This is a genomic window from Neptunomonas sp. XY-337 (assembly GCF_004959845.1).
GTDB classification, from domain to species: domain Bacteria; phylum Pseudomonadota; class Gammaproteobacteria; order Pseudomonadales; family Balneatricaceae; genus Neptunomonas; species Neptunomonas marina.
The window spans coordinates 259841-279855 of sequence record NZ_SPLL01000005.1 but is presented as its reverse complement, the minus strand read 5'-3'; the positions used below and the strand labels follow the sequence as shown (position 1 = coordinate 279855).

General features: G+C 50.5%; 17 protein-coding genes. 14 read left to right on the top strand and 3 right to left on the bottom strand.

All coding sequences use genetic code 11. From position 1 onward, the window contains the following. Positions 1-56 precede the first annotated feature (56 nt). On the bottom strand, positions 57-686 hold the full coding sequence (gene rnt / locus E4L36_RS13085; RefSeq protein ID WP_127693121.1) for a ribonuclease T: 630 nt from the start codon (positions 684-686) through the stop codon (positions 57-59). A 163-nt stretch (positions 687-849) separates the two neighbouring features. Between rnt and E4L36_RS13080 the strand changes: the two genes are divergently transcribed. The 3 genes from E4L36_RS13080 to E4L36_RS13070 all read left to right on the top strand — a co-directional run bounded on the left by E4L36_RS13080 (position 850) and on the right by E4L36_RS13070 (position 4792). Then, positions 850-1716, top strand: coding sequence for an OmpA family protein (locus E4L36_RS13080; RefSeq protein ID WP_136680971.1), 867 nt, complete (start codon positions 850-852; stop codon positions 1714-1716). 160 nt (positions 1717-1876) lie between these two features. Continuing rightward, the gene (locus E4L36_RS13075) at positions 1877-3103 is read left to right on the top strand and encodes an argininosuccinate synthase (RefSeq protein WP_127692355.1); all 1227 of its coding nucleotides are present in this window, start codon (positions 1877-1879) and stop codon (positions 3101-3103) included. A 108-nt stretch (positions 3104-3211) separates the two neighbouring features. After that, the gene (locus tag E4L36_RS13070; protein ID WP_136680970.1) at positions 3212-4792 is read left to right on the top strand and encodes a tetratricopeptide repeat protein; all 1581 of its coding nucleotides are present in this window, start codon (positions 3212-3214) and stop codon (positions 4790-4792) included. On the opposite strand, the gene E4L36_RS13065 is transcribed toward E4L36_RS13070, so the two are convergent. Next, positions 4793-5149: a hypothetical protein gene (locus tag E4L36_RS13065; protein WP_136680969.1), complete on the bottom strand. Its 357-nt coding sequence runs from the start codon at positions 5147-5149 to the stop codon at positions 4793-4795. 67 nt (positions 5150-5216) lie between these two features. Between E4L36_RS13065 and E4L36_RS13060 the strand changes: the two genes are divergently transcribed. From E4L36_RS13060 to E4L36_RS13010, 11 genes are all read left to right on the top strand, one after another. Further along, positions 5217-7337 (top strand): type I secretion system permease/ATPase, encoded by a 2121-nt coding sequence (locus tag E4L36_RS13060; protein ID WP_206064551.1) that lies wholly within the window; start codon positions 5217-5219, stop codon positions 7335-7337. Positions 7338-7344: 7 nt separating this feature from the next. Then, positions 7345-8670: an HlyD family type I secretion periplasmic adaptor subunit gene (locus E4L36_RS13055; protein ID WP_136680967.1), complete on the top strand. Its 1326-nt coding sequence runs from the start codon at positions 7345-7347 to the stop codon at positions 8668-8670. Between the two features lie 84 nt (positions 8671-8754). Continuing rightward, positions 8755-9366: a response regulator transcription factor gene (locus E4L36_RS13050; RefSeq protein ID WP_136680966.1), complete on the top strand. Its 612-nt coding sequence runs from the start codon at positions 8755-8757 to the stop codon at positions 9364-9366. A gap of 33 nt (positions 9367-9399) precedes the next feature. Next, positions 9400-10701, top strand: a complete 1302-nt coding sequence (locus tag E4L36_RS13045; protein WP_240770725.1) for a TolC family outer membrane protein — start codon at positions 9400-9402, stop codon at positions 10699-10701. Positions 10702-10819: 118 nt separating this feature from the next. Then, positions 10820-11857, top strand: coding sequence for a hydroxymethylglutaryl-CoA reductase (locus E4L36_RS13040; RefSeq protein ID WP_127692361.1), 1038 nt, complete (start codon positions 10820-10822; stop codon positions 11855-11857). Continuing rightward, positions 11857-12903, top strand: coding sequence for a type 2 isopentenyl-diphosphate Delta-isomerase (gene fni, locus E4L36_RS13035; RefSeq protein ID WP_136680964.1), 1047 nt, complete (start codon positions 11857-11859; stop codon positions 12901-12903). Before E4L36_RS13040 ends, fni begins: the two co-directional genes overlap by 1 nt. A 2-nt stretch (positions 12904-12905) precedes the next feature. After that, on the top strand, positions 12906-14075 hold the full coding sequence (locus E4L36_RS13030) for a hydroxymethylglutaryl-CoA synthase (RefSeq protein ID WP_136680963.1): 1170 nt from the start codon (positions 12906-12908) through the stop codon (positions 14073-14075). Then, the gene (locus E4L36_RS13025) at positions 14075-15121 is read left to right on the top strand and encodes a GHMP kinase (RefSeq protein WP_136680962.1); all 1047 of its coding nucleotides are present in this window, start codon (positions 14075-14077) and stop codon (positions 15119-15121) included. Before E4L36_RS13030 ends, E4L36_RS13025 begins: the two co-directional genes overlap by 1 nt. Continuing rightward, the gene (mvk, locus tag E4L36_RS13020) at positions 15099-16031 is read left to right on the top strand and encodes a mevalonate kinase (RefSeq protein WP_240770724.1); all 933 of its coding nucleotides are present in this window, start codon (positions 15099-15101) and stop codon (positions 16029-16031) included. Before E4L36_RS13025 ends, mvk begins: the two co-directional genes overlap by 23 nt. Continuing rightward, a complete protein-coding gene (mvaD, locus tag E4L36_RS13015) occupies positions 16021-17019 on the top strand; it encodes a diphosphomevalonate decarboxylase (RefSeq protein WP_346763629.1) in 999 nt (332 codons plus the stop codon). The genes mvk and mvaD overlap by 11 nt, the downstream gene beginning before the upstream one ends. Before the next feature lie 14 nt (positions 17020-17033). Continuing rightward, on the top strand, positions 17034-19415 hold the full coding sequence (locus E4L36_RS13010) for a DNA polymerase II (protein WP_136680960.1): 2382 nt from the start codon (positions 17034-17036) through the stop codon (positions 19413-19415). A 29-nt stretch (positions 19416-19444) separates the two neighbouring features. On the opposite strand, the gene E4L36_RS13005 is transcribed toward E4L36_RS13010, so the two are convergent. After that, entirely contained in the window at positions 19445-19999 is a 555-nt protein-coding gene (locus E4L36_RS13005) for a hypothetical protein (protein ID WP_136680959.1), read from the bottom strand. Between the last annotated feature and the right edge of the window lie 16 nt (positions 20000-20015).

The window sequence follows — 20015 nt, the reverse complement described above, 5'->3', positions numbered from 1 at the left end:
GCTCATAAAAAAGCCGCGCTTATACGCGGCTTTTTTGTACCTGCAAAACAAGGCTGTTAACCCTCTTGGTCGTGCAGAGCGAGTACCATGTCCCAGCCGCCTAGATCTTTCCAGCGATTCACAATTCCACAGAACAATTCGGCGGTTTTCTCTGTGTCATATAGCGCTGAGTGCGCTTTTTTGCCGTCAAATGGAATGCCTGCCACTTCGCACGCTTTCGCTAAGACCGTTTGGCCGTAAGCAAGCCCTGCTAAAGTAGCGGTGTCGAAGCTTGAAAAAGGGTGGAACGGATTGCGTTTGATGTCGCAGCGTTCAACCGCAGCGTTAACAAAACCCTGATCGAAGGATGCGTTGTGACCTACTAAAATAGCGCGCTTACAACCATGGGACTTTACCGCGCGGCGAATGGGCTTGAATATCAGCTCAAGCGCCTCTTTTTCGATCATTGCATTGCGGTCGGGGGAGTAGGGATCAATGCCCGTAAAGTCGAGTGCAGATGCTTCCAAGTTAGCGCCTTCAAAAGGCATTACCTCGGCTTCAAAGCTTTCGTCGATCATCAAGTATCCCTCTTCATCCATCGTCAATGTGACGGCAGCAATTTCGAGAAGGGCATCGGTGCGTGCATTAAAACCCGCTGTTTCGACGTCAATAACGACTGGTAAGTAACCGCGGAAGCGCTCAGCCATGAGCTGAGAAATTTGATGATTGCTCAAAGGGAATCCTTAGTAATGACCGCTTGAAATAAGTGCTTATAAGCGACATTCTAACAGTCATCTTCCAGTATAAACAAACATCTCGCTGCCGAATGTCTTGGTTAAGCATTAGATAGGGAATGAAGGCTAAATCTGAATGGGTATAAGGGTTTTAATGGTATGCCATGTGCTGGTTCTGAGTCTCGCTGCACAATATACGAATGCGGTGACGTTTCGTGCCAGCATTGAGCAGTCTCAATGGGATCTTGAATCGTCGCCGTTTTTTTGTCGGTTGCGCCAAGTGGTGCCCTCCTTTGGCTTAGCCTCTTTTGTTCATGAGGCTGGAGAGCGTGCTTATTTTGAACTTTCACCAACCCACAAAGGAGCGTACAAGGGGCGGGTAAAACTGGTTGCAGAGGCATCGCCATGGCAGCCGGGTACAGCACCTGCTGTCATTGGCCAAGTTGATGTGGATGCTCAGTCGGGAAAAATTCTAGCCAAACCTGATTACGCGAGCCAGATGCTAGCGTCTCTGTATAAGGGGATGTCGCCAACCTTTACGATGTTGAACTGGCTCGGTACGGGTCAAGATGTGCGTGTTGCGCTCTCGTCTGCAAATTTCCAGCGAACATATAAAGACTACATCACATGTGTTGATAACCTACTACCGGTTAACTACCGGCAGGTAGCCCGTACTGCAGTGCTATTCCCGCCAGCGCAATGGCGCTTGTCTGATGCTACGAAGGAGCGTCTTGATACCATTGCGCAGTATGTGAAGACAGACAAGCAAGTGACCAGTATCTATGTTGATGGCCATTCAGATAATGCAGGGCGCCGTTTGTTGAACCGTGATCTGTCTAAACAGCGGGCCGAAGAGGTAACGCGTTACCTCGTGACGCAAGGTATTGACGAAGATATGCTCACCACGCGTTACCATGGCGAGCGCTATCCGGTTGTGGCGAACAATTCAAAAGCTAATCGAGCACGTAATCGCCGTGTAACTGTGCGTCTGGAGCGTGATTAGCTTGGCGGCCCTGCCACTATTGTTTGACTATGCATAATCTAAACCTATAACAGAGTCTCTGTTTTTTACGTCGATTCTGTTATAATTTCGCGCTTATTTTTTAAACTGTTGGTTGCACTGATTGTGCAGCCGCGCTGTTATCGCAAGTTGGAGCTTGAGAATGTCCGAAATCAAGAAGGTCGTATTGGCCTATTCCGGCGGCTTGGACACATCGGTAATCGTTCGTTGGTTACAAGATGAATACAACGCTGAAGTTGTAACCTTTACTGCTGACTTGGGTCAGGGTGAAGAGGTTGAGCCGGCGCGTGCAAAAGCCGAAGCACTAGGTGTTAAAGAGATCTACATCGAAGATCTGCGCGAAGAGTTTGTGCGTGATTTCGTTTTCCCAATGTTCCGCGCTAACACAATCTACGAAGGTGAATACCTGCTGGGTACCTCGATTGCGCGTCCACTGATCGCTAAGCGTTTAGTTGAGATTGCTCAAGAGACAGGCGCTGATGCTATTTCTCACGGTGCAACAGGTAAAGGTAACGACCAAGTACGTTTCGAACTTGGCGCTTACGCTTTGATGCCGGGTGTTCACGTGATTGCGCCATGGCGTGAATGGGACCTCAACTCCCGTGAAAAACTGATGCAATACTGTGAAGACCACAATATCGAAGTGGACTTCGCGAAGAACAAGAAGAAGTCGCCTTACTCTATGGATGCGAACTTGCTGCACATCTCTTACGAGGGTGGCATTTTGGAAGATCCATGGGCAGAAGCTGAAGAGGATATGTGGCGTTGGTCAGTTTCTCCTGAGCAAGCACCAGATGAAGCGACTTACCTTGAGCTAACTTACGAGAAGGGTGACATCGTTGCTATTAACGGCGAAGCGATGAGCCCTGCAACGGTTCTTGAGTACCTGAATAAAGTGGGCGGTGCAAACGGTGTTGGCCGTCTTGATATTGTTGAAAACCGCTTTGTTGGTATGAAGTCTCGTGGCTGCTACGAAACACCGGGTGGTACGATCATGTTGAAAGCGCATCGTGCTATCGAGTCGATCACGCTGGATCGCGAAGCTGCCCACTTGAAAGATGAGCTGATGCCGCGTTATGCCAAAGTCATTTATAACGGCTTCTGGTGGTCAGAAGAGCGTAAAATGATGCAACAACTGATCGATTACTCGCAGCGCAATGTGAATGGTGAGGTGCGCGTTAAGCTGTACAAAGGTTCTGTTGATGTAGTGGGACGCCGTTCTGCGGATAGCTTGTTTGATGAGAGCATCGCAACATTTGAAGATGATGCGGGTTCTTATGATCAGAAAGATGCAGCAGGCTTCATTAAACTGAATGCCTTGCGTATGCGTATCGCTGCTAGTAAAGGCCGCGACTTGCTAGAAGATTAAGTCTTGATCTAAGTAAAGAAAAACCCGCCTAGTGCGGGTTTTTTTGTATAAACTCCAAATATCTAATAGTCTGATTTGTAAGAGACTGCTGTAACTAAGAAAAAGCATATGTCGAATCAATCTGCCAGAAAGAGTGCGCTGATCGTTGACTACCGGCTGGAGGAGCTAGCCGCGCTGCGGGAGATCCTGTTGCAGCTGGGTTTTCAAACAGTAGAGGTTGCCTCGTCGGTTAACATGGCCATGTCGGCGCTTCGGGAGCAGTCTTTCGATGTTGTTCTAGCTTGCTATGACCTGGGCAAAGACGAGAAAAACGGTCTTCAGGTGTTGCAAGAGTCTCATGCTGAACGTTTGCGCTTGTTCGGTACGTTGTTCGTGCTCGTTGTTGATGCCCGCGAGGCGGATATCTTGGTGGGATCACTTGAAACTGCACCCAATGCTTATATCTCAAAGCCGTTTAGCCGTTCAAAAATTGCCGCGACACTTGATAAGTTGTTACGGGTTAAGAAAGCCACAGCAAGGCTCGATCAGGCGATGGATGAAGGGCGTTGGGAAGAGGCGGTTAGCCATTGTCACAATCTGATTGAGACCTATCCTGCGCTCAAAGTGTATCTAGAGCGTTTACTGGGTGTTTGTTTACTTGAGTCCGGCCAGTACCGTGAAGCATGTGATCTATTTGCAGCGCTGTCTGCGGTGAGAAAAGTGGTCTGGGCGCAGGTGGGTTTTGGTATCGCGCTCTATCGGCTCGGTGATCATGCAGCGGCGACAGAGGTGTTGCAAGGTGTCATTGATCAGCAGCATATTTCAGTTGAAGCATTCTCTTGGTTGGCACGTAGTTTGTGGATGGGCGGTGATGCGGGTCAAGCGGTAAGTCTGATGCGTAAGGCCGTTATGCTCCAGCCTACCGTGCCTCAATTGCACTCTGAATTAGGCAATCTCGCTGCATGGAATAGTGAGTGGGTGATCTCTGTGGAGGCGTTTCGTAAGGCAATGGAGTATGGCCGCCACTCGATCTATCAAAACCCAGATGATTCGTGTGCGTTTGTTGTGTCGACGTTGGCAGCGAACGAAGGTAAGCCGCTCTCAGATGTGTTAGAGCTTGAAGTGATTCGTACCATGGAGGCCACTGTCCGTGACTTTGATGAGGCAGTTGAGGTGCAATTTCGCTCTCACCTGGTGTTGGCTGATTTTCGTGAGCAGGCCGGGAATAGTGCGCTGGTTGCATCAGAGTTACAGCTGGCGGTGGATGCGTTTGAACGGATGACCATTGAGGCACAGTGGTTCTGGATCGAACCACTATTAGATCGCGTGTCCGGCACTGAGCATGAGCCGAAAATGCTGAACTATCGCAAGTTTCTAGCCCGCAAAGCCCAAGAGGTGAGCTGGGCGAAATACCATAACGAGGGACGCGCCGCCTATTCAGAGGGTAAGTACGAAGTGGCGCTTAATAATATGGTCTCAGCGGCCAAGCAACCTGAAGCAAGTGTGCGTGCCCGGCTAGATGCCGTTCAGTTGCTAATTGACCGTGGTAAGCACGATAGCGCGATCTTCTCCGAACCGGATTCGGTTGAGTGTTTACATCAAATGGCTAAAACGAGCTTTGCCCTATGCTCGGATAAACAGCGCGAGCGGTATCAAAAGCTTTATCAAGCCTATTCAGGTGTGCGCCACGCTGCCGATAATACTGAATAATTAGATCACAGGTGAGTCGTCTGAGAGTATTGACGTTGGCTCAATCTCGGGGGCGTCATCATCATTAAGAATACGGCGTGCCAATTTACGATTGAGTAGTTTTTGCTGAGCTACATCAGGTAACTCAGTGAACATAATCACGTCTTTGGTGATAAGTAGGTCGATAAGATCTTCTAAAATACGCGAAACGGAATTATCTGACTTATTTAAGTAGTCATCCGGTTGGAAATCATCATTACCGCCAGAGAGGAAGTCCAGCACCTCGGGACTTTTTAGTGCAATAGGTTCGGCGCCATCTTGGGCTGTTTCTGTAAGGCCTGTAATGCGGCCCTCGTCATTGCGTATAGCGTAAAGCATCTGAAGCGCTCTCCTCGGTAACAACGGATGCTAGTATGTTAGGCTCTATTAGGATTTGGTCAAGAAAATGGAAGAAGTACAAGATCCGCTATTAGGGTGCCTTGTGCACTTAACCCATCAGAACCACCGCCCAATGACGGGTGATGTTTTACGCGATGGTTTGCCGCTTGAAAACGGTGCACTCACTCCAAAACTATTCATTCGTGCCGCCAAGCGCGCGGGGTTTTCTTCACGTATTACCCAACGTCCTCTACAAAAGGTCTCGCCATTGACCTTGCCTGCTGTGCTGCTACTCGAAGGTGACAACGCTTGTGTACTGCAAGAACTCGACCTAACAAGCGGTGAAGCGACGGTCTATCAACCCGAGAGTGGTGGTGCTCATCGACTGGCGATTGAAGAGCTAGAGCGGGCTTACACAGGCTTCGCTATTTTTGTTCGTCTGGAGTATCGTTTCACTGAGCGTGTTTCCAAAGTGCTAGATCAGCAGGAGGGACACTGGTTCTGGGGCACAATACGGCGTTCGGCGGGAATCTATCGTGATGTTTTGATCGCCTCGTTTTTAATTAACCTTTTTGTTCTTGCTAACCCACTCTTCGTGATGAACGTCTACGACCGAGTGGTGCCAAACGCCGCAATCGAGACGCTCTGGGTACTCGCCATTGGGGTGTTCATTGTGTTTCTTTTTGATTTTGGCCTGAAAATGCTGCGAGCTCACTTTATTGAACTCGCCGGTAAGAAAACGGATATCTTGCTCTCATCATTACTGTTTGAGAAGGTCATGTCGCTGCAGTATGGCGCGATGCCGCGCTCTGTTGGCGCATTTGCGAATAACTTGCGAGAATTTGATGCGATCAAGACATTCCTGAGTTCCTCGACGAATAGCGTTCTGATTGATATTCCCTTCGCCGTGCTGTTCCTCTTGGTGATCTGGATGATCGGAGGGCCGCTTGTGTTTGTGCCGCTTGTCGGGGTGCCGTTGATCATTATCTATTCTCTTGTGGTTAAGGGGCGCTTGCGCGCGGCTATTGAGCGTACTTTCACCTCTTCAGCGAAAAAGAATGCGATTTTGGTTGAAGCTTTAACCGCGATGGAGACCGTCAAGACGCAGCGCGCGTCGTCAACTTTACAGCTCCAGTGGGAGCAGGCGGTTGGCTACATCGCAAAGTGGAGTATGCAGGCGAAGATGATCTCAACATCGGTGACCTCGTTTGCCGGTTGGGTGACTCAAGTATCTTCAGTGGCGCTGGTGATTACGGGCGTCTACTTGATCGCAGAGCGGGAGCTATCGATGGGCGCATTGATAGCATGTGTCATTCTATCTGGGCGAGTTCTGCAGCCGATGGCCCAAGTAGCAAGCTTGATTGCTAGCTATCATCAATCTCGCACGGCGCTTGAGGCGCTTGATCAAATCATGCAGCTGCCGAGTGAGCGTGAAAGCGACCAGCAGTATGTTCACCGCCTCACACTGGATGGCAATATCGCTTTTCGTAATGTTCAGTTTGCTTACCCCGGTGCTGATAATGTTTCGCTAGAGAAAGTGAGCTTCAACATTAATGCCGGTGAGAAAGTGGCACTGATAGGCCGCATCGGGTCGGGTAAAACGACCATCGAGAAGCTGATGCTGGGGCTTTATCGGCCGACAGAGGGAAGTATTCGCTTAGACGGTATCGATATTAACCAGATCGATCCTGTGGATCTGCGGCGCAGCATCGGTTATGTACCGCAAGATATTATGCTGTTTGATGGCTCTGTGCGTGAAAATATCGTTATGGGGGCTGCGGAGGTTAGTGATGATGTATTGCTGCGTGCCGCCGAGTTGGCAGGTGTTGATCATTTTGTAAATCGCCACCCGCGCGGTTTTGATATGCCGGTTGGCGAGCGCGGAAGTGCACTTTCTGGCGGACAAAAACAGGCGATTGCGATCGCTCGGGCGCTGATCCATTCACCGAATATCCTCATCTTAGATGAGCCAACTAACTCAATGGATAACTCATCTGAAGAGTTTTTACGCGCTCAGTTTGCGAATTATGCGAAAGATAAAACGCTAGTTCTGGTGACGCATAAAATGTCACTACTTTCGCTGGTGGATCGCATTATCGTTATAGATGCAGGCAATGTTGTTGCAGATGGTCCAAAGGCTGCGGTGCTAGACGCACTGAAGCAAGGGCGCTTACATATTAAGAAGTGAGAGCGGTATGGATAAGCAGGTGGATAAAGCGGATTTAAAGTATATGTCGAGCGTGAGCGAGGCGATGCTGGAACAAACTCCCGCCGCGGCGCGATTACTTCTTTGGGTGATGGTGCTATTTGTCGCAATCGCGATAGCATGGGCTGCGAACGCACCGTTGGATGAGATCAGTCGCGGGCCGGGTGAAGTGGTCCCTTCGCGCCAATTGCAAGTGGTGCAGAATCTAGAAGGCGGGATCATCTCCGACATCTTGGTCGCGGAGGGCGACTTAGTGGAAAAAGGGCAGGTCTTGCTACGGATCGATGCTACCCGGTTTGCCAGCTCGTTTAATGAGAACAAGGTGCGAGAGTTTGAGCTGGTAGCAAAAGCTGCGCGTTTAACAGCTGAAGCAGAGGGCAATGAGTTTGCGGCGCCTGATGATTTTCCTGCAGAGTATCGTTCGATTCTCGATCAGGAGAAAACACTATACAGAGCTAGAAAAAGCGAGCTGCGTGCCAATCTTGACGTATTAGATCAACAAGTCGAGCAAAAGAAGCAGGAGCTGCGCCAAGCTAAGTCAAAGCGTTCGCAGCTATCGGGTAGCTACAGTTTGCTGCGTAAAGAGTTAAAGATCACCGAACCGCTGTTCAAAGAGGGGGTGATATCGGAGGTTGAATATCTGCGGTTGCGCCGTCAGGTCAATGACTTGTCGGGTGAGTTGCGCGACATTCGTCTCAGTATGCCGCGTATCGAGTCAACGATTGCAGAGACGCAAAAGAAGCTGGATGAGGCGACCTTCCGTTTCGAGAGTTTGGCTCGCCAAGAGCTAAATGAAACCACATCCGAGATAGCGCGCCTTCAGGAGGCGCTGGGTGGTATGCAAGATAGGATCACCCGTACGGAAGTGAAAGCGCCGGTCAAAGGTACGGTAAAGCAGCTGTTGGTTAATACAATAGAGGGCGTGGTACAGCCTGGGGATGAGCTCTTGAATATCGTTCCTTGGGAAGATCGCTTACTCATTGAAGCTGAGCTTAAACCGTCAGACATAGCGAACGTCACCGTCGGGTTGCCAGCGGTTGTTAAAGTGTCTGCCTATGACTTTAGCATCTATGGCGGCGTCGACGCGCGCGTGGTGTTTGTCTCGCCAAGTACCGTGTTAGACGAGGAGGGTGAGCCGCACTATATTGTTAGATTAGAGGCTGAAAAACCTTACGTTGATGGCAAGTCGAAGCAGTTACCGCTAATGACGGGGATGACCGTGAGTGTTGATATTCTTACCGGTGAAAAAACCGTACTAGACTATCTACTGAAGCCTATATTGAAGGCCAGAAGTGCAGCATTAACGGAACGTTAATCAACAGTTGTATAGCGTCTGTCGGCTTGAGCTGGGCAAGCGAGAACAGGGACGAGCAAGTTAACCCGGCGCATAAGGTAAGCGATGAAGTTATTTTTTCTTGTGCACAACAATGAAGTAGAGGCCCGTTGGTGCCGTTTTGCCGAGAGTGTGGGAGCTGAGGTTTCAAAAAAACTTGAGCTTGCTGAACTGACCGAAGCGATTGGCTTGGTTCACATCTCTTCGGTAGCCCCTGCGGAAATTGATGGATTGTGTCAGCGCTTACCGGCTTTGAAGTGGATAGCGTTATCTGATGTACCTAATGACCGCGAAGGGTTATCCTTGTTGGGGCAGGGCTTTCGTGGCTACTTGAATGCATATCCGACCGCTTCCGTTTTTGCAGAAGTTTTGGCGGTCGTTGCACGAAATGATATTTGGGCTGGCCCCGCGCTAACGCAAAAGCTGCTCAAGCAGTTTCTGCAGCAACAAGGTGGTGGTATTGATGAAGTGGAGCCACCGCAAGAAAACTATCAGCTAACTGAGCGTGAGTCTGGTGTATTAGACTTGCTGCTGGTTGGATGCTCCAATAAGGAAATTGCGAGAGAGCTGAACATAACAGAACGGACAGTGAAGTCACATGTCACTTCGATCTTAAAAAAAACAGAAACGAAAGATCGTTTAACTCTTATCTTGAAGCTTAATAAGCAGGCAGTTTAAGTCGGCCTGTCTGCACTGAAGGGGATGTCAGTGATGTTGAAACGCAAATTGTTAGCACTCGCTATTACGGTAGCTGCAGCGCAACAGGTGAGCGCCGGTTCTCTGGCTGAAGTTGTCGCTGAGGCCGTTATTGCTCACCCAGAAGTTAAGGCGGCGCTTTATGCAAAGCAAGCTGCTGAGCAAGAGATTGCACAAGCTAAAGGCGGTTATTTACCTTCCGTTGATATCGCGGCGGGTATCGGTTACGAGTGGACTCGTAACCCAACGACCGATAGCCGTGGAGATGGTGACGCTGATACAACGCGTCGTGAAGCGGCGTTGAGCATTCGTCAAATGTTGTTTGATGGCTCCCGCACAAAAAGCGAAGTAGCGCGTTTTACGGCAAAGACAAACGCCTTGAATTACCGCGTCAAGGAAGTCGCTGAAGAGAAAGCGCTCGAGATTGCGCGAGCCTACCTAGAAGTGCTGAAGCGCGAAGAGCTTTACAAACAAGCGAATGAATCTTACTACAGCCATGTCAAAGTGTTTGATCAGATACGTCGTCGCTCTGAATCAGGCTTAGGAGCTAGATCTGCAGTTGATCAGGCGCAAGGCCGTTTAGCGCTATCTGAGGTGAATTTGCTGGCTGCTGAAAACAATCTTCAGGATGCAAAAGCGACTTATCTGAAAGTTGCGGGTTCGATGCCGCCGGCATCGCCAGAAGCGCCAGAAAATATTTCGGGGCTGCCTGGCTCTTCAGAAGAGGCGGTAAAGGTTGCCTTAGACAATCATCCGACGCTGCGTGTCGCGCAGCGTGATATCGAAGAAGCGCAAGCGCAGTATCGTGCGGCCAAGAGTGCAATGTTCCCAACGGTAACCTTTGAGGTTGATCGCACTTGGAACCATGATATTGATGGTGTAGACGGTCATAACGAAGATCTAACAGCGATGGTGCGGATGCGCTATAACCTGTTCAATGGTGGTAGTGATAAAGCACGTATCCAGCAGACGTTGCAGGAGATCGATCAAGCCGTTGAGATCCAGAGCAATGCTCATCGTCAGACGGTTGAAGCTGTCGAGCTATCTTGGAACGCATACGAAATTTTAGGTAAGCAGTTGCCGTTTTTGGAGCAACACGTTGAGTCTAGCGCGGCGACACGTACCTCTTACGAGAAGCAGTTCAATATCGGTCAGCGTTCGTTGCTGGACTTATTGGATACGGAAAACGAAGTCTTCGCTGCGAAAAACGCGTTTATTAGTGGCAAGTATGACTACCTGATCGCTCAGTATCGACTGCTTAACGGTATGGGTGAAATACTTGATGTTATGGGCGTGAAGATCGCTGACGCGATGTAAAATGCCGCAGTGACCAAAAGGTCTCGTTTGCAATTTAAAGGCTGCGCAATATAAAATTCGCGGGCCTATAGTCACAAGAAGGGCTGCTGCTAGGCGGCCCTTTCTATTTTTGGATGATATGAAATCACATAAAATTTTAGAAGCACCTATTCCGATGCGTTGGGTCGGCCCTGTTAAGATATCGGGTCCGGTTTTGGAAGAGAAACTATCTGTTCCCCTCGCCACTTATGAAACGCCTTTGTGGCCCTCTGTGGGGCGCGGCGCTCGTATCTCTGCGCTTACTGAAGCGGGTATTCGTACAACGGTACTGGATGAGCGTATGACGCGCTCGATTCTGCTTGAGGCGGACGACGCGACAGCTGCGATGCTGGCCGTTGAGTCGATTAAGGCGCGTCGGGCAGATCTAAATGATGTGGTGGCTACGTCTAGCCGGTTTGCTAACTTGATTGAAATTAACAGTCAAGTTGTGGCTAACCTGATCTACCTGCGCTTAGAGTTTACGACAGGTGATGCATCTGGGCACAACATGGTGACCAATGCAGCGGATAAGCTGATTCCATGGATCTTATCTGAGTATCCACAACTGCGTTACTCCTCTATCTCGGGTAACTACTGCTCTGACAAAAAAGCCACGGCCGTCAATGGTATTCTGGGTCGCGGAAAATATGTCGTGGCTGAAATTACGATTCCACGTGAGCTATGCGAGCGCCGTCTGCACACGACGCCAGAAAAAGTCGTGGATCTTAATATCAAGAAAAACCTGATCGGAACCATGATTGCGGGCGGTTTGCGCAGTGCAAACGCGCACTACGCTAATATGTTGCTCGCATTTTATTTAGCTACAGGTCAGGATGCGGCGAATATCATAGAGGGCTCGCAAGGTGTTGTTCACGCTGAAGTTCGTGATGGCGACCTCTATTTCTCGTGTACCTTACCGAACTTGATCGTCGGCAGTGTCGGCAATGGCAAAGGTATCGATTTCGTAACCGAGAACCTCGAGAAGTTAGGATGCCGAGCAGACCGCGAGCCGGGTGATAACGCTCGTCGTTTAGCGGCCATTTGTGCGGCAACCGTTTTGTGCGGAGAGCTATCATTGATGGCAGCCCAAACAAATCCGGGTGAGCTGATGGAAGCGCATCTTAAGCTGGAGCGTTAATGTCTTCTGACACGACAAATGATCGTAAGCTGGAACATATCCGAGCATTTGATATTGATCCTGCTATCGAGCGTGACGCACGCCATTTTGATCGTATTCGCTTGACGCATCGAGCGTTACCTAACTTAGCGTTTGATCAGGTTGATACTGGCTGCACGTTTCTCGGCAAGCGTTTGAGCTTTCCGTTATTGATCTCTTCCATGACCGGTGGCGATCATGAACTAATTCGGACAATCAACCGTAACTTAGCAAAAGCGGCTCAACGTACAGGTGTTGCGATGGCTGTTGGTTCGCAACGGGTGATGTTTACCGATGAGGCAGCAAGAGATAGTTTTGACCTGCGCGAGTATGCACCGGATGCTCTGTTGATCGGAAACGTTGGTGCGGTGCAATTGAATTACGGGTTCTCATTGGAGCAATGCCAAGCGGCTGTTGATCTTTTGGGCGGTGATGGGTTGTACCTGCACCTTAATCCGTTACAGGAAGCCGTTCAGCCAGAAGGTGATACCGACTTCTCAAATCTGGAAACCCTGATCACAGAGGTTGCCGGCTCTTTGAGTGTGCCTGTGCTGCTAAAAGAGGTTGGTTCGGGTTTATCTGCTCCTGATATCGAAGCCGGTTTGCGCGCCGGGGTGAGTTTTTTCGACCTGGCCGGTACAGGCGGTACCTCTTGGAGCCGGATTGAGCATCACCGTAGAGGTGATAAAGGTGAAGATCTTGGTCTGGTTTTCCAAGACTGGGGTATCCCTACTCCGCTGGCTTTGCAGATAGCAAAGCCCTATCGATCTCAAGCCAGCTTTGTTGCAAGTGGCGGTATAAGAGATGGGATTGATATGGCGAAATCTGTTATTATGGGCGCTTCTCTTTGCGGGGTTGCAGCACCATTTTTAGCGCCCGCGATGGATTCCGCGGACGCTGTAGTCGCTGTTATCGAGCGTTTCCGTCGAGAGTTTACGACAGCGATGTTTTTGTTAGGAATGCCCGATGTGGCAACGCTTTTTGGAAATGAATCGTTAATTCTGAAGGCGTCTGGGGAACATATCTAAGTATGTCATCTGTTGGTATTGATCAAATTAGCTTTTATACATCGAACTTCTTCTTCGATCTAAGAACGTTGGCCCAAGTCCAAGACACCGATCCGGATAAGTATTATCAGGGTATCGGTCAGGAGAAAATGGGTATGGCCGCGCATGATGAGGATGTGGTAACGATGGCTGCGAATGCAGCATACCCGCTGGTGCAAGGGGACGTGGCACAAGAGATCAGTACGTTAATGTTTGCGACCGAGACCGGTATTGATCAGTCGAAAGCTGCAGCGGTCTATGTTCACCGCTTACTAGGGCTTTCTGATAACTGCCGTGCCGTTGAGCTTAAGCAGGCATGTTATAGCGCCACGGCGGCTCTGCAGATGGCGTGTGCACTCGTTGCACGTCAGCCTGAAAAAAAGGTGCTAGTGATCGCCTCTGATATTGCACGTTATGAGCTAAATACGCCGGGTGAAGCAACCCAAGGCTGCGGTGCTGTGGCAATGCTTGTGACGGCCAATCCACGCGTTCTCTCTATAGATCCTGAGGTGGGTAACTACACGGAAGATGTGATGGATTTCTGGCGCCCTAACTACCGCAAGACTGCGTTAGTGGATGGTAAGTACTCGACCAAGATATATCTGCGTGCCCTCAAAAAAGCGTGGGAAAATTATACGTCGGTGAGCTCTTTGACATTCGCCGATTTCTCCCACTTTTGCTACCACTTACCCTTCAGCCGTATGGCGCAGAAAGCGCATCAGCACCTTGCTAAGGTCAACAAAAGTGAGCTATCTGCAGAGCAGTTAGAGGCGCAGATTGCTGATACCCTGCGTTACAACAAAACGATAGGTAATAGCTATACCGCATCCATGTACATTGGCCTAGCCTCGTTGCTTGAAAATAGCGCGCAAGATATGGCTGATCAGCGAATTGGGTTGTTTAGTTATGGATCCGGCTGTGTGGCAGAGTTCTTTGCCGGTCAGGTTGTAGCTGGATATCAACAGCACCTCTTTAAAGATGCCCACCTCGCGATGTTGGACGCGCGCGAGGAGGTCGATTACGACCAATATCTCAAGCTTTATGCAGCACCCGACCCACAAGAGGGTGAGTGCGTTGAAATACCCGAGGCGACAACAGGTCGATTCCGTTTAGCGAAGATCGACAATCATAAACGCGAATACGTTGTTGCCTAATGAAAGCCTGTGCTCCAGGAAAAGTGATTCTCAGTGGGGAGCACGCCGTTGTCTATGGTGCACAGGCGATTGCGATTGCGATACGTAAACATACCTACGTAAGTTTTTCCCCGATAACCGAGAGCAATTCAATTAGTACTTTGTTCTCGGGTATCTCTTCTGGCTTTCACTACCCATTACATGCGCTGAGTGCGTTGAAGAGCAAGCTAGACACCCGCTTTGATGCCTTTGTGCAGGGCGATCTACCGATACAAAAGATTCTTTCGCAACCGGATGACCTGCTGATGTATACGCTATCAGCACTGGTGCACCATCTACCGGTTGTTCCTGGAAGGCACTCGCGTAGTAGTTACCTGCCAGTGCCGGGCCGCTTATCCAGCGAATCAGAGCTGCCGCTCGGTGCGGGTATGGGATCATCTGCATCCGCTATTGCTGCCACTCTCGTTCTTTTTGAAAACCTCCTAGATAAGCCCTTAAGTGCGGAGCAGCGTTTTGAGCTCGTGCGTTTTTGTGAGCGTTTGCAACACGGCAAAGGCAGTGCAATTGATGCGGCGGCTGTCACTTATGGTGGCATGGTGCAAGTTCAACAGGAGCGTGTAAAACGGCTAGATACGAATATCGGGCCGGGCTGGTACTGGATCTTTACCGGTCAGCCGTCGGTGTCTACGGGAGAGTGTGTGCAGTTTGTTAGGCAGCACTTCGCGACCGATCATGCTCTGTGGGATCAGTTTTCTAGGGTTACTGCTGCGCTGGCTGATGAGATAAGCCATCACCACAGCGTACTGGAGCTTGTAAAAGAGAATCACCAGCTCCTGAAACACATTCAAGTCGTCCCTGATAGTGCAGTTGCCCTTATTGAAGCGCTGGAAGCCGCCGGTGGTGCAGCTAAGATTAGTGGCGCGGGTGCTCACCGTGGGAGCTTTGGCGGCTTGGTGATTGCTTATATGCCAGAGGGTGATATTGCGTCGGCTTTGGCGCCGTTCCCTCAGTATTCATGGGGCCCCTTAGAGGAGGATAGACTTGGTGCTCGATACCTCAACGATTAGTGTGTCTGCCCCCGGCAGCATCATGGTGATGGGCGAGCACGCAGTGCTTTTTGGCCATCGTGCCATCGCATGTGCGGTCGATAAGTATATACGTGTCGATTTAACCCCTCTGGACGATGATCAGGTGATCATTGACTCCGCTTTAGCTGAATATTTCGGCTCGCTTAACGCTTTGCATGATGATCAGCGTATTCGTTTTGTTTTGGCTGCGATAGCGCATTTTCAGCCTGCATTACCATCAGGGTTTGCGCTTAAGATTACAGCCGGGTTTTCGCACACGGTCGGTCTTGGATCCTCGGCTGCCGTCACAGCGGCAGTTGTGAAAGCACTGGCGATTTACTCCGGTCAGCCTGATACGCCAGAGGCCATTTTTACTGCAGCATTAGCCGTTGTGCACAAGGTGCAGGGGCGTGGCTCGGGTACTGACTTGGCCGCCAGTATCTATGGCGGTTTGATCGCTTACACGGTGGAGCCTCGTGAGGTATGTCCGCTACCGGGCTTACCGCCGATTTCGCTATTTTATGTTGGCTACAAGACCACGACGCCAGAGGTGTTAACTGTGGTAGCGCAGCGTAGTGAGCAGCATCCTGCTTTGTATGAGCAGATCTATCAGTTGATGGATAAGACCTGCTGTGAGGCTGAAGCGGCCATCAAGCAGCAAGACTGGCCAGCATTAGGGCGGCTGATGAATATCTATCAAGGCTTGATGGATGCCTTGGGTGTTACCGATGCAAACCTCGCGCAGCTTGTTTATCAGTTGCGCTCGTCCCCTTTGATTAATGGCGCGAAGATCTCGGGATCGGGCTTGGGTGATTGTGTTATTGCGCTGGGCCAAGATAGCCACCTAGATGTGCCATTTGAGTCTATTCCCGTCAACATTAGTGCTAAAGGAACCGTACGTGTTAACTAAAGCTGATGTCGTTGAACGATACCTACCGAGCCTGCTAACAGCGTCGTCGGAGCCGGTTACTTGTTTTGCACCGAGCAACATCGCACTCTGTAAATACTGGGGTAAGCGCGAAAAAGAGCTTAACTTGCCGGTCAATTCAAGTTTATCCATCTCTTTGGGGCATCTGGGGACACAAACGACCCTCAGCCTTGCCGATGTTGATCAAGTTTGGCTGAACGGTGAACGGCTTACGGATGACACGCCCTTTGCACGTAAAGTAATAGCGTTCATTGATCTGTTTCGCCGTGATCAAGCGATGCCATTAAAAGTTGATACACGCAACAATATCCCTACGGCCGCCGGTTTAGCATCATCTGCTTCAGGATTTGCCGCGCTGAGCTTGGCGATTAATCAGTTTTTCGCGCTCGATTTGTCGGATGATGTGCTCTCCGCTTTTGCGCGCATGGGGAGCGGTAGTGCATCGCGTTCGCTATTTCAGGGGTTTGTTGAGTGGGAGATGGGACAGCAAGAGGATGGCATGGATAGCTTTGCTCGTCCCTTGGCAGCACGCTGGGATACATTGCGCATAGGGTTGGTAAAAGTGGCGACGGGCGAAAAGAAAGTCGATTCGCGCAGTGGTATGACCCGGACGCTTGAGACCGCCAGCCTCTATCAAGCTTGGCCGGCGCAAGCTGCGCGCGATATCAGCAGGTTGCATAACGCTATCTCCGATAAAGACTTTCAGCTGCTCGGTGAAACCGCTGAGCACAACGCGCTGTCAATGCACGCGACGATGATCGCCTCATGGCCACCGCTGGTCTATTGGCAGCCAGACTCGCTCGCTGCGATGCAAAAGGTGTGGCAGTTGCGTGAGCAGGGGGTGCCTATCTACTTCACGATGGATGCAGGGCCAAACCTGAAACTGCTCTTCGAAGCCGAATACGAAGCCGATGTGCTAACAGCATTTGGCGAAATCGAGGTGGTGAACCCCTTCAGTGCAGCGCCTTAAAACACCGAGACGCTATGCAAGCACATGACGGTTTTATCATCTCAAGACAACAACAGGATACACCACGGGGTATCCTGTTTTCGTTTTGGGTAAAACTTGGGCCGCGTGTCGAGAAGATCGATATTGCTGAACAACGTGCTGTCTTTTTTCTTCATCGGGAGGACGTTGAGCGTGCCCAGCACAGTCTTGCCGATATCCCCAGTGCAAGCTGGGAACTAAAACCCCTCTCCTTGAAAACGCTAGATCATCAGGATGTCGTGGCGCTTTATAGTGGTTCGCTACGGTTGCAGCGGCAGATCATCCAGCAGCTGAAACAGCAAGGTATTGCTTTGTTGGAGGAGGATATTCGCCCTGTCGATAGATACTTGATGGAGCGCTTTATTTTCGGTGGGGTGGCCGTATTGAAAGGGCCGGAGGGAGTATTATTGCGCCCCGCAGAGGTCACACCTGCGCTGCGCGTGTTATCGATTGACATAGAAACCAGTATGCGTGGCGATGTGATCCACTCCATCGGCTTACACAGCGCTGGTGAACACGGCATAGCGAAGGTGCTGATGCGTGACGCAGGTCCGCGAGGGCAGCGCCAAGCTGAAGAGGTGTTGCCAAATGGCCTTGTACAATACGTTGCCGATGAGAGGGCATTGTTGCGTGCGCTGGTGCGTGAAGTGCAAGCGTGGGATCCTGATATCTTTATTGGTTGGAATGTCATAGGTTTTGATTTTCGGGTGTTAGCTGCACGCGCGCAGGCGCTACAGGTGCCCTTAACGCTAGGCCGTAAGCACAACCCTTTGCAGGTGCACCAGTCTGAGCAGGGGAAGTGGTATGTCAGACTGGATGGGCGTTTGGTGATCGATGGCATCGATACTCTCAAAGGCGCAACCTATCACTTTGAAAGCTACGCTCTCGAGTTTGTTGCCCAGCAGCTGTTCCAGCGTGGCAAACTGATTCATCAGCCCAATGATCGTGGCGCCGAAATTCAGCGGCTTTTCCGCGAAGACAAACCTGCACTGGCACGCTATAACCTTGAAGATTGCCGCTTAGTTAGCGATATTTTTGCGCACACGAAACTGATGGATTATCTGATTGAGCGTGCTCGTTTAACGGGGCTTGCACTGGATAAAGTCGGCGGATCAGCGGCTGCATTTGATTTCCAATACCTACCGCGGCTGCACCGCTATGGCTATGTGGCCCCGCAATATGCATCGGGTGCACACGGACTCGACTCTCCGGGTGGATATGTGATGGATTCGCAACCGGGGCTCTACAGTCATGTGTTGGTGCTCGATTTTAAAAGCCTATACCCGAGTATTATCCAAACTTTCTGCGTAGATCCGGCGGGAATGGCCGATGCACTGAGCGGCGAGCTATCAGAAGATGAGCTTATCCCCGGTTTTAATGGTGCTATTTTTCGCAAGCAAGGTGCGATCTTACCGCAGATCATTACCGAGCTATGGGCTGCGCGTGATGAGGCCAAACGCAAAGGGAACCAGTCGTTATCCACGGCAATCAAGATCATCATGAACTCTTTTTATGGGGTTTTAGGTTCTAACGTTTGCCGCTTCTTTGATCAACGTTTATCCGGCTCGATTACCCTGCGTGGTCACCAAGTGCTGCAGCAAACGCGGGCTGAGATTGAAGCAACGTTCGGCTATAACGTTATCTACGGCGATACCGACTCTGTTTTTGTCCATGTAGGCGATGATGTTGATAGCGAGAGCGCAGCACAAAAGGGGCGCGACCTATCACTGCACCTTAATCGCTGGTGGCGTGAAGAGGTCGCGCAACGCTTTGCGGTTGAGAGCCATCTAGAGCTAGAGTACGAGACGCACTTTGTACGCTTTCTGATGCCGCGAATGCGCCACTCTGAGAAGGGGACGAAAAAGCGTTATGCGGGGCTACAACAGCATGACGACGGGCGGCAAGTGATGGTGTTCAAGGGCCTCGAAAATGTTCGCTCCGACTGGACCTTGCTAGCGCGTGATGTACAGAACTGGTTGTACGAAGCCGTGTTCCGTGGTGATTCTTATGTTGATCGGCTGAAAGACACCGTTGCGCAGTTACGGGCGGGAAAGCTCGATGAGCTGCTGATCTACCGACGCAGGTTACGCCAGCCGGTGGCCGACTATGACAAAGTTAGGCCGCCTCATGTACAAGCGGCTATCAAGGCACAGCAATATTGGCAGGCGCAAGGCCGTGAATCTCCGTATCGGACTGGATCGCATGTGAGTTACGTGATGACTGTGAATGGCCCAGAGCCGATAGAAAATCGCGTGTCTGCTATCGATTATGAGCATTACTTAGAGAAGCAGCTAACGCCGGTGGTTGATACGATCTTAGTATTTGAAGGTAAGCAGTTTAGCGATCTAATAGCGCTACAGCGGGATCTGTTCACCTAGTGCACAGGCACTAGGTGACAGTAAAGCGGCTAGGCGGGTGCTAACCAGCGTGACAGGTAATCTGCGCAGGCGCGGCGCACGAGTACGTTGTACTCCTCTGACTCGATGGGGTGAACCAGAATCGGCTGATCCAATGATAGCTCGCTGCTGAACTGACCAAAGGTGATCGTATGTTCCGCCTCTAGCAGGTGCGATTGCGCTAAACCGTTCAGTGTTACGCTGATATCCTCGCCTATCTCTGAAACTTCGATGTTATCGCCAAAGATTTCAGAAAAGAGCTCGGAGAGTGAAGCTTGCACCCCAGGCGCACGAAGCGCCAACCAACGGCCGTTATCGAGCCATAAAATGGCCAGTCTGCCCAAACAGGTAATGCGCCGAGCACTTAGTGGGCGTTTGACTCCCATCATTTCGCCAACTGCAATCAAGAGAGCATGATTGTCAGGTTCAGAGTCGAGCTGTAGATCACCGATAAAGGGATGCTCGTTGACCGCAATGTGTTGGACACGATTGTTTTGATCAACTCGACTGCCGATAGCGAGATGGACGATAGGGTCGGCCGTATTTGAGGTTACATTCTCTTGCATTCTTCACTCTCCTCGC

What these genes read in the sequence shown, in the direction of transcription:
- rnt (WP_127693121.1), bottom strand. Translation starts at nt 686, where the DNA reads ATGGCTGAGCGCTTCCGCGGTTACTTACCAGTCGTTATTGACGTCGAA.
- E4L36_RS13080 (WP_136680971.1), top strand. Translation starts at nt 850, where the DNA reads ATGGGTATAAGGGTTTTAATGGTATGCCATGTGCTGGTTCTGAGTCTC.
- E4L36_RS13075 (WP_127692355.1), top strand. Translation starts at nt 1,877, where the DNA reads ATGTCCGAAATCAAGAAGGTCGTATTGGCCTATTCCGGCGGCTTGGAC.
- E4L36_RS13070 (WP_136680970.1), top strand. Translation starts at nt 3,212, where the DNA reads ATGTCGAATCAATCTGCCAGAAAGAGTGCGCTGATCGTTGACTACCGG.
- E4L36_RS13065 (WP_136680969.1), bottom strand. Translation starts at nt 5,149, where the DNA reads ATGCTTTACGCTATACGCAATGACGAGGGCCGCATTACAGGCCTTACA.
- E4L36_RS13060 (WP_206064551.1), top strand. Translation starts at nt 5,217, where the DNA reads ATGGAAGAAGTACAAGATCCGCTATTAGGGTGCCTTGTGCACTTAACC.
- E4L36_RS13055 (WP_136680967.1), top strand. Translation starts at nt 7,345, where the DNA reads ATGGATAAGCAGGTGGATAAAGCGGATTTAAAGTATATGTCGAGCGTG.
- E4L36_RS13050 (WP_136680966.1), top strand. Translation starts at nt 8,755, where the DNA reads ATGAAGTTATTTTTTCTTGTGCACAACAATGAAGTAGAGGCCCGTTGG.
- E4L36_RS13045 (WP_240770725.1), top strand. Translation starts at nt 9,400, where the DNA reads ATGTTGAAACGCAAATTGTTAGCACTCGCTATTACGGTAGCTGCAGCG.
- E4L36_RS13040 (WP_127692361.1), top strand. Translation starts at nt 10,820, where the DNA reads ATGAAATCACATAAAATTTTAGAAGCACCTATTCCGATGCGTTGGGTC.
- fni (WP_136680964.1), top strand. Translation starts at nt 11,857, where the DNA reads ATGTCTTCTGACACGACAAATGATCGTAAGCTGGAACATATCCGAGCA.
- E4L36_RS13030 (WP_136680963.1), top strand. Translation starts at nt 12,906, where the DNA reads ATGTCATCTGTTGGTATTGATCAAATTAGCTTTTATACATCGAACTTC.
- E4L36_RS13025 (WP_136680962.1), top strand. Translation starts at nt 14,075, where the DNA reads ATGAAAGCCTGTGCTCCAGGAAAAGTGATTCTCAGTGGGGAGCACGCC.
- E4L36_RS13010 (WP_136680960.1), top strand. Translation starts at nt 17,034, where the DNA reads ATGCAAGCACATGACGGTTTTATCATCTCAAGACAACAACAGGATACA.
- E4L36_RS13005 (WP_136680959.1), bottom strand. Translation starts at nt 19,999, where the DNA reads ATGCAAGAGAATGTAACCTCAAATACGGCCGACCCTATCGTCCATCTC.